Raw genomic sequence first — 14,608 nt, forward strand, 5'->3', positions numbered from 1 at the left:
TTGACTCCTTATAGAGTTTTCTTTGCCTGCCTGCTCATTGGTCTGTTCTTTATCGGATCTCTTGAGGGTCAGATCAATACTGTTAGATATGCAGTCAACAGTATCGAGTTTGAGGGGAACAGTTTGATCTCCTCACGGCGACTGAGAAAAGTGATCAAACTCCAGGAACCGGATCTTTTATCCTCCGCGGAGTTCAACCAGCGCTCGTTAAAACTCGACGCTCTCAAAGTTCGAAATTTTTATCAGTCCCAAGGCTACCTGGCTGCGTCTGTGGAAGAATCTTTTGAGATAAGCCCTGATAATAAGGTTAACATTCTTTTCACAGTCAATGAGGGCACAAGGTCGTTCCTCAGGCATGTCACGGTTGAGGGGAATGAAGCCCTCTCTGAAGAGAGGATTTCCAGAGTTCTAAGACTCAGGATTGGTCGTCCGTTTAATCCCATCGGCTTAAGGCAGGGCATTCCCGATCTGGAAAGAGAATATGGCAAGCTCGGCAAACTCTACTTCACTATCGATCCATCATACGTCCCCGGTAGAGATGTCGATTTGCGGCTTACCATTTATGAGGGGCCGCCGGTACGGATTGATAATTTTATTATTAAGGGACTTGAAAAGATGGACTCAACTTTTGTAATGCGGGAATTTGAGTTGAAAAGCGGTGACATTTTTAATCAGGAGCTGGTGGAACTGTCGGAACGTAGAATTTTTGAAACTGGTCTCTTCTCTATGGTGGATATGATACCCGCAAAAAGTACCAAGGGACCGGAATGGGTCAATGTGGTAGCGGAGGTGAGAGAGTTCAACATGAAGGAATTGCTGTGGGAACCGGGCATTTCACGGATTCGATCGGCCAGTGAAGGTGGTGAGCCGATCTCGGGTGTTGAAGGATCGATGCAGTGGCTGGATAGAAGTCTTTTGGGTTCAGGCACACGCTTTGGTATGAAAGCTTCAGTTCAGCTACCTCTAGAAGCGCTTCAGAATCCTTTTGGTGTTGCCATCTTCAGGTCTGATTTACGCCTGACAAGCCAGTGGTTACGGTACTGGCGCGCGCCCAACACTCTCCGTCTTTTCGCAGAACGGGTGCCTGAACTATTATTGGCGGATAAGCCGCTTCTGCGATACGGTTTGGAGTGGCAGGGAATGCACAGGTTTGCTGAAGAATCTATTCTGAGCGGTGGGTTGAGATGGAGTGAGATCGTTACGGAAGATTTGGCAAAAAGGCAAAGCCAGCAGGAGCGCAGTGTGAGCATAACCTATCGCTTCCGGCGGCTTGATAATTTGATTGCACCGACACAGGGAGGGACTTTTTCTATCGAATCATCTGTTGTCGGTTGGATACTTGGCGGGACGCAAGATTACTATCGGTTAGAACTTGATATGCGGCGCTTTATCCATTTGGGCTCCTCCAGAGTGCTGGCACTGAGAACAAAAGTTGGTCGTATGGAAAGGCTATCGCCCGAAGCAAAAGAAATTCCCTCGTATGACATATTTTATCTGGGCGGGAGTACCAGTTTGCGCGGGTGGAAGTCACAGAGGTTTCATACGTACACTGTTATCGATGAAAACGGGAAAGAGGTTGAGCGGGGAGAGGGTGGATTGGTTAAGATTCTATTGAATGCTGAAGTGCGGATCCCTCTCTGGAGTATTTTTGGTGTTGACCTGTTCCTGGATGGAGGCATACTGGCGGCAGATTTGCAGGATCTAAGCGCATATTTCAAAGAATGGGCAAAGGGCGAAGGGTGGGATTACGGTGTCGAATTCACCATCACAACACCTCTCGGTCCAATCAGAATCTATTACGCAATACCATTGAAGAGTCCTGCGGCAGCTATACCGAACCTCGGTGTACCTTACGCTTTCTGAAAATATCATTTATTTGCGAGACTGACTCCCTTGGCCGGGAACTTTTTGAAATGATCTTTGTACGATTGAACAAGTTGTATTCGAATACGCTTGTAGTGTGTGAGATAGACTATTAAATTCACGCCCCTTTTCCAATAGAGAAAACGATGTTGAAAAACAGCAAGACTATAATTTATCTGCTTTCACTGGTATTGCTTCTGGGGTGCGGTCAGAAAGCTGAGTCGCCGGCCGGCATGCTGGATAAGGCGAAAACGGAGATCGATGAATCAAGATTTACCGATGCGACCCAGTTGTTGCGCAAACTGGTAGAGCAGTATCCTGAAAGCCCTGAAGCGGCCGAGGCACAATATATACTGGGAGATACATTTCTCTCCGCCGCAAAGGATTTTGAACAGGCGATCAGTGAATATCGACTGGTTGTCAGCAAATACCCGGAGTCGAGATTTGCAGTTAACGCCCAGTTCATGATCGGTTACATTTTTGCTAACTTCCTTATTGATGTTGAGTTGGCTAGGAATGAGTACAACCGTTTCCTTGAGCTCTACTCCGACAAGGCTGATAGCGGGCTCGTCCAGTCAGTCCGCTTTGAACTACAAAATCTCGGCAAAGATCTCAATGATATTCATCAGCTCCGTCACATTACTTCATAATTCTCCATTAGATCAAAACTGCCTTAAATGACCGATTTCAGTCTGACTGAGATAAACGAACGAATAGCGAAAGAGTCAGCCTTTGTCAAACCGCTGACCGATGAAATCGCGAAAGTGATTGTTGGTCAGAACGACGTCGTCACTAAAATCCTCATCGGTCTTCTTGCCAACGGTCATATCCTGCTGGAAGGTGTACCGGGGCTTGCCAAAACGACCATCGTGAAGACGATCGCATTGCTGATTGACACCAGATTCCAACGAATCCAATTCACGCCCGATATGCTTCCCGCTGATCTCCTGGGGACACTTATATATAATCAGAAGACAGGCGGCTTTGAGACGAAGAAGGGCCCCATATTTGCCAACATCATCCTTGCCGATGAGATAAACCGCTCTCCGGCGAAAGTGCAGAGTGCTCTCTTGGAGGCGATGCAGGAACGGCAGGTTACTATAGGAGAGGAGACATTTCTTCTCGACGATCCGTTCCTCGTTTTCGCTACCCAGAATCCCATAGAGCAAGAGGGAACCTATCCTCTCCCGGAAGCGCAGGTAGATCGCTTCATGATGAAGCTGAAAGTGGACTATCCCGAGAAAGGAGAAGAGATGCAGATTCTGCGCAGGATAGCCGGTGGTAACACTGTTCCTGATATGAAACCGGTAGTAACGCCGGAAACTATCAGGGACTCAAGGTCGGTTGTCACTGATATCTACGTAGATGAGAAGATTGAACAATACGCCGTGGATCTGGTACTTGCCACACGTAATCCTGCTGAATATAATCTGGCTGAAATAGAGAGCCTGATTGCTTACGGCGGTTCGCCCAGAGCGACAATTTATCTGATCCTAGCATCTAAGGCGCGAGCTTTCCTTGAAGGGAGAGGTTACGTTGTACCGGAGGATATTCGCTATATTGGCGAGGACATTCTTCGCCATCGAATTATTCCCACTTATGAAGCGGAAGCGGAAGAGATAACCCCCGAAAACCTGATACAAAGACTTTTTGACACTATTGAAGTGCCGTAATTCTGTATCATGATTCCACGGCAGATTCTCAAAAAAGTCCGTCACATAGAAATCCGCACCCGCCACTTGGTAAATGATATCTTCGGTGGTGAGTATCACAGTGTATTCAAAGGCCGTGGCATGACGTTTTCTGAGGTACGGGAATATCAGCCCGGCGATGATATCCGGCTCATCGACTGGAATGTCACCGCCAGATACAATGCACCGTTCGTAAAGGTGTTTGAGGAGGAACGGGAACTGACCGTATTTATACTTTATGATGCCAGCCGCTCAGGACATTTCGGGACCACCGCCCACTTCAAATCGGAACTGGCGGCTGAAATCGGCGCCGTTCTCGGTTTTTCCGCCATCAAGAATAACGACAAGGTTGGACTTTTGATTTTTACAGAAAATGTGGAGCGATTCATACCTCCCAAGAAAGGAACTTCCCATGTGTTAAGGGTGGTGAGGGAACTTCTCTACCATGAACCGGAGGCCCGGGGTACGGATATCGGTGCCGCTCTGAGCTATCTGCTGAGCGTGGCTCACAGACGGAGCGTTGTTTTTCTCATATCAGATTTTCTTGATATGGAATTAGAGCAGACATTACGTGTGGCAAATCAAAAACACGATCTGATTGGTATCCAGATATTCGATCCTGGGGAGATCGACCTTGCTGATATAGGACTTGTGAAAATCCACGATGCCGAAACTGAGGAAACTTTCTGGCTGGACACTACTTCCCACGCCGCTCGTGTTGAGTACAGGAATCAGATGCTGGCAAAGATGGAATCGTTCCACGGTGACTGTAAGCGCGCAAACTTTGATCTGATCCCCATTGCAGCGGACAATGATTATGTCGAACCGCTCATGGGATATTTCCGGCAGAGGGAGAAGAGGTTCTGATATAGTGTGCGGAGTGAGTGAAGATTGAGAACGACAAATATCAAATCAAGAATATAGAATGATTTGGTGAGACGGGTAATCGATGTTAAAGCGAAGTGTTATCTTCGAGCTCATTTCGGGGGATAGATCTGGTTCGATGCTGAAAAGTGCGACAGTCTTAGCGAAAGCATCAATTGGCATCGCTTTCTTGACTGCGCTGACTGTCTGGAACGGGTGCGGAGCCGATTATCAATCTGTGTCCTCCTTTCATGTTTATAGCACAGTTGATACGAGCCGGGCAGCAATCGGAGACGTTGTCCGATTTCAGATCTGGGCTAAAGGAACCGGGGAGAGGAGAATCTCATTCCCGCCTATGGCTATCGAGGACTCTGATATTCTTGTGGTAGAGAGGCGCGATCTGGAAGGGGACAACAGTGATGACATTGGCATGGAATTTCAGATCACTTTCTGGGATACCGGCCGTTTTGAACTTCCGGCATATACAGTCAACGTTATGAATACAGACAACGATTCTATCGATTACGCCATCACTACGGATCCCGTTGCAGTTACTGTCGAATCGGTCGTCACCGATCCCCAGCCGAGCCTGAGGGCCATCAAGGAACCTGTACCGATTCCTATTCTCGTGCCGTACAGGATCATCCTTTCACTGGCGGCGATTGTTATTCTTCTGGGATTTCTCCTCTGGATCTGGCGCAAGAGAGTGGTGGAAAAGCGGGAGCCACCGCTGGTGCAAATTCCTTCCCGGCCACCTATCGATATTGCATGGGAAAAACTGGAGAATCTACGCCAGGCAAAGCTGGATTCGCCGGACGAAGTCAAAGAGTTTTATGCAGCACTTTCTCATATTGTGAGAGAGTATATGGAATACCAGTTCTTCATCAGGGCCATGGAGATGACAACCTCGGAAATTGAAATGGCCAGGGATCTCTTCCCGCTGGAAAGTGAGGACGTTGATCCGATGCTTGATATTCTCAAGCGGGCAGACCTGGCCAAGTTTGCCCGTTTTCAGCCTGAAAAGGGGCGCAGCAGGAAAGATATTGTTGCCATCAGTGAATTCATCGAGAAGACCAGAGTCCATCTGTCGCTGGTGGAAAATGGTGTGACGAAAGCGGAGGTACTATGATAGAAGTAAGGAACTTGACGAAGAGATACAGCACTTTCACTGCCGTGGATGATATCTCTTTTACCGTAGAGAAGGGCCAGATTTTGGGATTCCTCGGACCCAACGGCGCCGGCAAGACTACGACCATGCGGGTCATTACGGGCTTCATGCCGCCTACTAAAGGGACCGTAGTAGTGGCAGGATTCGATGTGGTTGAGAAACCGCTGGAAGTGAAAAGGCGTATCGGTTACCTGCCGGAATCGCCACCGCTCTATCTCGAAATGACGGTGAATGAATATCTTGCTTTTGCCGCCAGACTAAAGCAGATCCCTTCCGCACAGGTAACTGAAAAGATAGCCGGCGCATCGCAAAAAGCAGCTATCAGCGATGTGGGGGATAAGGTTATTAAGACCCTCTCCAAGGGATATCGCCAGAGAGTCGGTCTCGCTCAGGCTCTAATTCACGATCCGGAAGTTCTCGTACTGGATGAACCTACTATCGGTCTTGATCCTATCCAGATAAGGGAAGTTCGCGAAATGATCAAGTCGCTGGCTCACGAACATACCATCATCCTGTCTACCCACATTCTGCCAGAAGTGGATATGACGTGTGACAGTGTGGTGATAATTGACAGAGGGAAAATTATTGCTCAAGATACCCCGGACGGGCTGGCAAAATCGCTTGAAGGTGCGGAGAAATTGACCATCATGGCTGAAGGCCCGGCGGAAGAAATTTCGGCGGCCGTTAAAGACATCCGGGGGGTGCAAAAGGTTGTCGAGTCCACCAGTGAAAATGGCGTTTCAACACTGACCCTGGAGTGTGATTTCCAGTTCCATGTACGCAAGGGGCTTTCAGAAGTCATGTCAGAAAAGGGGTGGGGACTCCTCGAAATGAAGGTGGAGGAGACCACGCTGGAGGATGTGTTCATTCATCTCATGTCTGACAGTTCTGAGGAGGTTGTATCATGAGGAATGTAATAACCGTGTTCAGACGGGATTTCCGTTCGTACTTCTCATCTCCGGTGGCCTACGTGGTAATCGGACTGTTTCTTGTGCTGACGGGCGTTTTCTTTTACCTGCTTACTTCATCGTTCATGCAGTACGCCACCAATCTTCAGTGGCAAGCAGCCAGATATCGTCAGCCACCTCCGCCGGTGAACGTAAATCACATGATCTTGCGGCCGCTGTTTTCCAACATCAGTGTCATCACTCTCTTTGTGGTGCCGATGATCACCATGCGCAGTTTTTCCGATGAGAAAAAGACAGGTACGCTGGAGCTGCTCTTAACGTCGCCGATTACCACCGCGCAGATTGTGCTGGGGAAATTCCTGGCGGCTTTCTTCCTGTATGCCATTATGGTGCTGCTGACGTGGGTCTATCCGCTTGTGATTATCCTTTTCGGTGATCCCGATGCTCTACCGATTGTGATTTCTTATCTTGGTGTCCTCGGGATGGGGGCGGCGTCCATAGGGATCGGAATCTGGATCTCAGCCATGACGGAAAATCAGATCATTTCAGCCATGGGAACTTTCGTCATCCTGCTTTTCCTCTGGCTGGTGGGGTGGTTCTCAAATTTTACGTCAGGTTTCTTAGGAGGATTCTTTGAATATCTCTCCATTGTGGAACATTTCGATGATTTTGCCAAAGGGATATTCGACACGGGCCATCTGATGTATTATGTCTCGCTGAGCGGAATTACGCTGTTTCTGGCCCATCAGTCTATTGAAAGTGTAAGGTGGAGGTCGTGATGAAGATGTTGTGGCGTGGTTCTCTGTACGACGGACTGGCAGTCCTTTTTCTGGGATGGCTGTATGGTGTCTCAATTGTAAAGTTCGACTGGATAGCATGGACGCTCATCGGCTTGGGCGGCGTTCTCGTGGTGGCCTCAGTGGGGCTGAACTGGAACCGATTTTCTCAGATGGTAAAAGAGAGAAGAACGCAGGTCAGCCTGAACGCCCTTCTGGTGATCGTTCTCGTACTCGGCATTGTGGGTATGCTGGATTACCTCTCTATCCGGCACTCATGGCGCGTAGATACCACTTCGCAGAGGGAATTCAGTCTCTCGGAACAAACTGTAAGTATATTGAGGAATCTGGATGAAGATGTATCGTTGACGGCGTTTGTGAGCGATGCGGAAATCCGGCAGATGGGAGACCGCCTCACTGAATATGTTCACTACTCAGCCAAGTTCAAGTATGATATCATCGATCCCATCAAAGAGCCTGACCGGGTGCGAGAATTCTTCGGCCCCGATAAGCAGTACCTCGATATGCCGACACTCGTCCTCAAGACAGCTCTGAAAGATGAAGAGATAAAGAGTGTTGACGAGGAGAATATCACCAACGCCCTGATCAAGGTGACGCGCAAGGAGAAGCGCAAGGTCTATTTTACTCAGGGGCATGGCGAAAAGACGATTAATCCCGATCAGCCCGGGATGGACGGATATCAATTCGTGAGGGAGGATCTGGAGAAGCAGCATTTCGACGTGGAGGAAATCAATCTCTATGAATCAGAAGCCGTTCCTGTGGATGCCGATGTTCTCGTGGTAGCGGGGCCCGCCCGGCGGCTGGCGAAAGGGGAAATCGATGCCGTTGACAAGTTTCTCGAAGACGGAGGAAACGTGCTGGCCATGATCGATCCCGAAACGGAGAGTGGCACTGATTCTTTGCTTGCGAATTGGAATGTAAAACTGAACCGCGATATGGTCATCGAGACACACTCCAGTTTTGTTCTCACTTCTCAGGGATTAAGCCGACAGAGCAACGTGAGTGTGGCACCGGCGTCGGCCGAATACGGCGAACATATGATAACCAAAAACTTTCGCTTTGCTACATCTTACATCAAGGCCCAATCGTTGACCGTCATTGATGAGGAAGATGATTCCATTGAGACAACTCCTCTGGTCTACACAAGCGGCAACAGTTGGGGGGAGACCAATCTGGACATGCTGTTCGATGAAGGAAAAGTCGCACAGGATGAGGATGATCACGAGGGACCAACAACGGTGGCCATGGCTGTGGAGAAAGATAGCGGCAACAAGACGCGTCTTGTGGTGATGGGTGACTCCGATTTCGCCTCCGATGTCTATGTGGAGCAGGCTCCCGGGAATAGAGATTTTTTCCTCAATGTAGTGAGTTGGCTGGCAGAGGAAGAGGATTTGATTTCGGTACGGCCGAAGGAAACCGAAAACCGCCCCCTTACAATGACCATGCGCCAGCAGAAGCTGACACTGTTCTTCCTGATTATCCTTCTCCCGCTACTGGCTGTCCGAATGGGGATTCACGTTTACATGAAGAGATCCTGACGCTTGCGCGGAGTGTGACAATGAAACGAAGTGAAATTGTTGCTGATCTGAAGTTCAAGCAAGAAATGGAGGATAAGTAACAGACCAATGAAGAAAACGATCATTCTGGCGGCAATTGCGGCAGCGCTGGCGGCGTTCATCTATTCCGATATCGAAAAAGGGAAAGAGCGTGAAGAGGCGGAGGAATATGAGTCGTCGCTGTTGAAGATTGAGCAAGACGACGTCAATTCCATCACACTCATTAAGTGGGAGGGCGACACAATCGTCTATGTCCGTGCAGAAAATGACAAGTGGCGTATCACTTCGCCTGTTGTGACCGAAGGAGATCAATCCGCCGTCAGGAGTAATGTGAGCGGCTTCGTCAATGCCGATATCAAGAGGCGCCTGAGAACTACTGCCGCCAAACTCAAAAACTTTGGTCTCGATCCCGCTGCCATGGAGGTGATTATTGAGACTGGCGATGATCGTAAGATTAACCTGTTAGTTGGTGATAAAGCGGCCACAAGAGGCGACATGTTCGTCGCCTTCAAAGATTCGCTGCAAGTGCTGGTGACATCTTCCAATATCCTGACTCTGGCTGACAAATCACTCTTCGACCTGCGGGACAAGAAGATTGCTCACTATGAAAAGGACGACGTGAAGCGGGTGGAAATTGTATCGCAGCAGTACGATATCGTTCTGGAAAAATCGGGAGATGAGTGGATCATGCTGAAGCCGGGGGGGATCCTGGTAGACAATTCACGGGTCGACAGTTTTCTCAACAGTCTGAAGAACTATTCGGCAAAGTCATTTGCACAGGAGTCATTCAGTGATGGGGCGCAGTTCGGTTTTGATAAGCCGGTTCTGAAGCTCAGCCTGATGCTCGGCGATGAACTGTCCACCAAGAAAATTGTCATCGGCAAGCAGCTTGAAGATGACGATGAGGCGCATTACGGCTACGAATCTGGGAGATCGCCGGTGTTTGTCGTGCGGGAGTCCAACAGGGAGAGCATGACGAAGGAGCCGTTCTATTTCCAGGATAAGAAGATTGCCCGTTTCGATAAGAGTGAAATTACTGAGATCCGATTTTCAGGAGCATATCAGGTCACGCTGACAAAAGAAGATACCATCGGCTGGTACGCCTTTACGGACTCCAGTATAAAAGTAGAAGACTCGGACATGGATCGCCTGTTTTCGCATTTCAGCGCTCTAAACGTACGCGAGTTGGCCACCTATTCCCCCGAGGACCTCAGCGCCTACGGGTTGTCATCTCCTTTTCTTGCGGTTTCCCTCCTGAGGGAGGGCGAACAGGTTGCGGGATTTGAGGTGGGAGACGGCGTGGACAGCGACCGCTACGTTCGCAGCAGTGCTTATCCGTTTATCTACAAGTCATCCGTCAGTCAGGTGGATCGAATATTGGAATGGCTGAAGGAGTTCTTCGATCCCGAAGAGTCGTTACCGCTCTAGAGCAGTAAGAGTATAATCGTTCCCCCCGACAGCGTACAAAGCAGATTCACTACATCATTGTTGATGTATCCGGTGCCGCGCGCGAGAGTAGCCGGTTCGGAGCAGTGGCTGGCGGCTTCCGTCATCCTGTTACACTCATTACATCTGTAGAGCCCCTGAACCGAAGCGCCGAGGAAGGAATCGATGAGACTGCCTGCAAAACCGGCGGCGATGACCCATTTCAGTATGCTAGGATTGGGTAGAAAAGGATAAGCGGTTGCGGCGATCGCTATAGAGCCCAACAGTCCTCCCGCTGTTCCGATCAGCGTCACCCCACCCGATGCGCCCGGTTCCATCTTGGCAAATGTGACACTGTTGCGGGGCACCCATCTGGAAAAGAATCCTATCTCCGTTTCCCAAGTGTCAGCCGTGGCCGCCGCTACGCTAGCCAGGTAAACGGCGTAGAGCCACTCAGATGGCTGATAAAACCACCAGATAGCTAGGAGCATGGGAATGCCGCCGTTGGAAAAAACCTGCACAATATCACGCCGTGATCCTTTGACGGGTACAGCTCTGGCGGTTTTTTTACGGTGCTTACCAACCTTAGACAGGAGGGAAGAGAGGACGAAAAATACAACTAGCGGGATCATGAATTGCCAGCTTCCTATACCGAAGATGAACAGACCCATGATAAAAGCTCCGAGAGCACCGTTCGTCGAAACGGTATTGAGCTTCACGGCACCTACTGCGAGAACGAATGAGAATAGAATCCACAGCAGGAGTGTAACGGTTTCGCCATTTTGTGCAGTGATATAAAAAAGATCGTAGCTTACCGCCGCCACTAACGGAACCGTTAGGTTATCTGATCCTGTGCTGGAGGTTGCCTCGGCGACAGTGACCAGTGCAGCCACAAAGAGAGAGAGTGGCAGCAAGATTTTCAGGTCGACGGGTGGAACATTAACTAACCCCTGGAACATACGCGTCCCCAAACCGATCAGAAGGATCGACACGATGAACATTATCACGCTTCCCTGAATAGTTTTTCTGTCGCGCCAAACTGTGTAAAATTCAGGCGATTTTGCACGCTCACCCGCAACAGCGGCAGCCGTGTCGGCAAAAGTCAAAAGTAGCAGGGAAATCTCGAAAACTACGGGCCGTTCCCACCAGAACAGGCAGAGGATCAGATAGGCTAACGGGAAATATACAGTACCGTATGTAACGCGGTTCGTAGCGTGCATCGCCTCGAACTTCTTGGTCCTCAGGGTAACGATATTTACGGCGATAAAAATAGCGGCCAGAGTAATGGGGGGAAGTTTAGAGACAAAGAGGAAAGGAGAAAATATTACCAGCACTCCCACAATGATGTGGACGGATCTGCGGCTCGTCTCCACAGTCCACCTCAGTTTAGACCGGGCTGCCTCGCTCAGGCCGATGAGGAAGAAGATAACTCCCAGAAAGACCAGGAAGGTGATCCACTCGTTCTCAAAGGGAGAAAATGTGGGAAACATCACGATAAAATAGCTATGTTATTGCAAGCATAAAACATGAATCGTCATCTTGTCCAGACTCCGCTAACCCGTCAGCGACCGCCCGCTATGTGGCTAGAGTTATCGATGGTTCCCGGCGGAAATATTATGAGTTTTCCGTATCGCACAATTCCAGTCGACATTTCTCGCACGATTTGTTATTTTGCGCCATGGATCTGACCGGCATTACCGTCTTGATCATCGGCATCATCTTGGGAGGAGTTGCCGTATATGCTCTCATAAGCCAGTTCAGCAAGGATCGCAGTCCGCCCGCTGAGGAGATGAAGGACGCTTTCACTGCTCTCTCTATGGAGGCCCTTTCCAAAAGCACAGATGAATTTCTTAAACTCGCCTCTGAGACCTTGAAAGGTCAGTTGGAAAAGGGTGAGTCGACCCTGGAAGAAAAAAAGAAACTGATAGACACCAATCTGGAGGAATTGAAGACACAGCTTGAGGGCCTCACCAAACAGACAACCGAGCTGAAAGGACAGATGAAACAGTCCAATCTGGGTGTGAAAGACCTGGTGGAGAGTACAGCGTCGCTTAATCGGATCCTCTCCAGTTCCCAGGCGCGCGGCCAGTGGGGCGAGCGAATGGTGTCGGATATTCTCGATCATCTCGGTCTGAAGAAAGGAATCAATTATGAGACACAGTCGGGAAGCAGGGAAGGGAAGCCGGATTTCACTTTTTTTCTGCCCCAGGGCAAACGCGTCAATATGGACGTGAAGTTTCCGTGGGATCATTATGCGGCCATGTTTTCCACAGACGGCACCGCCGGAAGAGAGGATGAACGCAAAGCGTTTCTCAAAGATGTGAAAGGGCACATCAAGACACTCAAAAAGCGCGACTACGTCGACCCGGCAGGCGGTACGCTGGACTTCGTCCTCATGTTTATCCCAAACGAGGGCATCTATGCCTTCTTAAATAAGCCGAAGACAGGTGAAGAAAACCTGGTAGAATTTGCCATGGATAACAAAGTGCTTCTCTGTTCACCGATCACTCTCTTTGCCATCCTGGCCATGGTGCGACAGTCGGTGCAAAGTTTTCACTTGGAATCGCGTGCCTTGGAGATCCAGAACCTGGTACAGGCGTTTAGGCAGCAGTGGGATAAGTTTGTGGAAAAAATGGATTCCATGGGTAAATCACTTACCGCAGCACAGAAACATTACGATGATCTCGCCACAACTCGCCGGAACCAGCTGGAAAAACCGTTAGACAAGATCGATGATCTCCAACTTGGCCAGGATGGGAGAGACATGCTGCCAGACGAATCGACCGACTGATCTAATTCTCGGGGCGGGTAACGTCCGACAGATAGCCGTCCTATATGATAAACAAGACCCTTTCATCTGCTAAGCAACCTGGACACTACAGCAAAAATACATTTACGGATAGATCTCGGGGTCGTAGATTTCATTAAAAGGAGATTGTGTGTCAGATAAAAAGGCTTTCGCAATTCTTGTTACAACGGTGTTAGTCACCGGGCGTTTGCCGGCAATTGACTGCCCTGCTGATTCGGCCAGCTTCGTGGATCTCAATACTACCAGCGCTAGCTACGGTGAGAATGTCAACACCGGTCTCTGTGCTTGCCTGGATTTCGGCGCTACACTTTCCGGCACCGATTCCAGCGTGACCCTTTCCATCCTCATGTATGAAAACGAACCGTTGCGGGGGTTCCAGTTCGAGATTGCCGACAATAGCGGTGATGCTCTCGTCTTGAGGTCAGTGACGGCCGGTGATGAGATCAGCAGCTGGACAGTCCTCGCCCGTGAAACTTCCACGGGATCGGTAATCGTTTTTGGCTTCAGCCCCGAAGGGGAAGAGACAGTGGCCCAAAGCGAGGGAATCCTTCTAGAGGTAACATTTGATATTGTCGGCGGACTGGGAGGAGAAGTGTCATTTTATCTTGATGATGATGCCAGTATCCTCTTATCCGATGTTGATGCTGAAAACGTGGTGTGTTCGTTTCCGACATTCGCGCAGCCGGCGACCTATCCCGTTGACTGGTTGGCCGTGGGTTCTGACGATGTGGCGCTTCCGACTCAATTCGCCCTGATGCAAAACTACCCTAACCCTTTCAATCCTGAGACAACCATTGCATTCCACTTGAAGGAGAAGGTATACGTTGACATGGCCATCTTTGATCTTTTGGGTCGCAGGGTGACGACAGTGGTGAACCGCGTCATGCCAGCCGGTTTTCACGACGCGCGCTGGAATGGGAAGGACAGCGCTGGAAATGAGATCGCTTCAGGCATCTACATTGCTAACCTGAGGGCCGGGGAATTCATCGATCAGAACAAGATGGTGCTGCTGAGATAATGATCCTGTGATTTTTCAGCATTCGAAATCGCTGCTCTTCCTTGGCCTTAGCCTATACATCAGCCTAGCCCAAACCCAAACCACCTACAAGACTGTTGCCGACCTCGAAGAAGAGTGGAAAAAGTACACCTCCTTTCAGAAGGTTGAGCTTCTCAACTTCTGTGATTATCTCTTTGCGGAAGGTCATTATGAGCGTTCGGTCCTTGCCTGTTTCAGATTTCTCTTTCTTCATCCGGAAGATGAGTTAATTCCTGTTGTCTATTACAGGGTCGCCCGCAGTTATGAGTTGTCGGGGAATTTTAAGCTGGCGATCGAGTACTACCAGAAGGTTCAAGCTGAGGTGCAGCCCAATGCGTCTGAATATATAGCGGCTGACCACAGGCTGACAGCTCTCTATCTGTTTCAGGGTGATTATGAGTTTGTTCACAACATGGCGGAAGGCAGTGAAGATCCTTATCAAATCGTCTTTGACGCCTACGCCGCTTTCTCAGAGCTGAAGTGGGATGAGG

The 14,608-nt window shown here is 49.5% G+C and carries 13 protein-coding genes (1 of these 13 cut by a window edge); 12 read left to right on the plus strand and 1 reads right to left on the minus strand.

Annotated features, from left to right (window positions below):
* The 9 genes from QF669_05345 (at position 1) to QF669_05385 (ending at position 10,275) form a co-directional block, all read left to right on the plus strand.
* Positions 1-1,863 carry a BamA/TamA family outer membrane protein gene (locus tag QF669_05345; protein ID MDP6456864.1) on the plus strand — a complete coding sequence of 621 codons (1,863 nt, stop codon included), beginning with the start codon at positions 1-3 and terminating at the stop codon, positions 1,861-1,863.
* Positions 1,864-2,009: 146 nt separating this feature from the next.
* A complete protein-coding gene (locus tag QF669_05350; GenBank protein MDP6456865.1) occupies positions 2,010-2,513 on the plus strand; it encodes a tetratricopeptide repeat protein in 504 nt (167 codons plus the stop codon).
* A gap of 27 nt (positions 2,514-2,540) precedes the next feature.
* Complete coding sequence (locus QF669_05355) at positions 2,541-3,536, plus strand: MoxR family ATPase (protein ID MDP6456866.1); 996 nt, start codon at positions 2,541-2,543, stop codon at positions 3,534-3,536.
* 9 nt (positions 3,537-3,545) lie between these two features.
* Entirely contained in the window at positions 3,546-4,421 is an 876-nt protein-coding gene (locus QF669_05360) for a DUF58 domain-containing protein (GenBank protein MDP6456867.1), read from the plus strand.
* Positions 4,422-4,557: 136 nt separating this feature from the next.
* Positions 4,558-5,547, plus strand: a complete 990-nt coding sequence (locus tag QF669_05365) for a hypothetical protein (protein MDP6456868.1) — start codon at positions 4,558-4,560, stop codon at positions 5,545-5,547.
* Positions 5,544-6,494, plus strand: coding sequence for an ATP-binding cassette domain-containing protein (locus QF669_05370; protein ID MDP6456869.1), 951 nt, complete (start codon positions 5,544-5,546; stop codon positions 6,492-6,494). Before QF669_05365 ends, QF669_05370 begins: the two co-directional genes overlap by 4 nt.
* Complete coding sequence (locus QF669_05375; protein MDP6456870.1) at positions 6,491-7,273, plus strand: ABC transporter permease subunit; 783 nt, start codon at positions 6,491-6,493, stop codon at positions 7,271-7,273. The genes QF669_05370 and QF669_05375 overlap by 4 nt, the downstream gene beginning before the upstream one ends.
* Entirely contained in the window at positions 7,273-8,829 is a 1,557-nt protein-coding gene (locus QF669_05380; GenBank protein MDP6456871.1) for a GldG family protein, read from the plus strand. The genes QF669_05375 and QF669_05380 overlap by 1 nt, the downstream gene beginning before the upstream one ends.
* 87 nt (positions 8,830-8,916) lie before the next feature.
* On the plus strand, positions 8,917-10,275 hold the full coding sequence (locus tag QF669_05385; GenBank protein MDP6456872.1) for a DUF4340 domain-containing protein: 1,359 nt from the start codon (positions 8,917-8,919) through the stop codon (positions 10,273-10,275).
* Here QF669_05385 and QF669_05390 read toward each other — a convergent pair.
* The gene (locus tag QF669_05390; GenBank protein MDP6456873.1) at positions 10,272-11,762 is read right to left on the minus strand and encodes a DUF92 domain-containing protein; all 1,491 of its coding nucleotides are present in this window, start codon (positions 11,760-11,762) and stop codon (positions 10,272-10,274) included. The genes QF669_05385 and QF669_05390 overlap by 4 nt on opposite strands.
* Before the next feature lie 89 nt (positions 11,763-11,851).
* On the opposite strand from QF669_05390, the gene rmuC reads away from it, so the two are divergent.
* The 3 genes from rmuC to QF669_05405 form a co-directional block, all read left to right on the plus strand.
* Positions 11,852-13,063 (plus strand): DNA recombination protein RmuC, encoded by a 1,212-nt coding sequence (gene rmuC / locus QF669_05395; protein MDP6456874.1) that lies wholly within the window; start codon positions 11,852-11,854, stop codon positions 13,061-13,063.
* A gap of 148 nt (positions 13,064-13,211) precedes the next feature.
* A complete protein-coding gene (locus QF669_05400) occupies positions 13,212-14,099 on the plus strand; it encodes a FlgD immunoglobulin-like domain containing protein (protein MDP6456875.1) in 888 nt (295 codons plus the stop codon).
* A 7-nt stretch (positions 14,100-14,106) separates the two neighbouring features.
* A protein-coding gene (locus QF669_05405; protein MDP6456876.1) for a tetratricopeptide repeat protein crosses the window boundary here: on the plus strand, positions 14,107-14,608 show its 5' portion. Its footprint extends 434 nt past the window's final position; the window shows 502 of its 936 coding nt (coding positions 1-502); the start codon lies at positions 14,107-14,109; its stop codon lies beyond the right edge, outside the window.

This window comes from Candidatus Neomarinimicrobiota bacterium, from assembly GCA_030743815.1.
Lineage (GTDB): Bacteria > Fidelibacterota > Marinisomatia > Marinisomatales > S15-B10 > UBA2146.

Bases quoted from the DNA above. Each gene is read 5' to 3' on its own strand.
- QF669_05350 (MDP6456865.1), top strand. From the start codon at position 2,010: ATGTTGAAAAACAGCAAGACTATAATTTATCTGCTTTCACTGGTATTG.
- QF669_05355 (MDP6456866.1), top strand. From the start codon at position 2,541: ATGACCGATTTCAGTCTGACTGAGATAAACGAACGAATAGCGAAAGAG.
- QF669_05360 (MDP6456867.1), top strand. From the start codon at position 3,546: ATGATTCCACGGCAGATTCTCAAAAAAGTCCGTCACATAGAAATCCGC.
- QF669_05365 (MDP6456868.1), top strand. From the start codon at position 4,558: ATGCTGAAAAGTGCGACAGTCTTAGCGAAAGCATCAATTGGCATCGCT.
- QF669_05370 (MDP6456869.1), top strand. From the start codon at position 5,544: ATGATAGAAGTAAGGAACTTGACGAAGAGATACAGCACTTTCACTGCC.
- QF669_05375 (MDP6456870.1), top strand. From the start codon at position 6,491: ATGAGGAATGTAATAACCGTGTTCAGACGGGATTTCCGTTCGTACTTC.
- QF669_05380 (MDP6456871.1), top strand. From the start codon at position 7,273: ATGAAGATGTTGTGGCGTGGTTCTCTGTACGACGGACTGGCAGTCCTT.
- QF669_05385 (MDP6456872.1), top strand. From the start codon at position 8,917: ATGAAGAAAACGATCATTCTGGCGGCAATTGCGGCAGCGCTGGCGGCG.
- QF669_05390 (MDP6456873.1), bottom strand. From the start codon at position 11,762: ATGTTTCCCACATTTTCTCCCTTTGAGAACGAGTGGATCACCTTCCTG.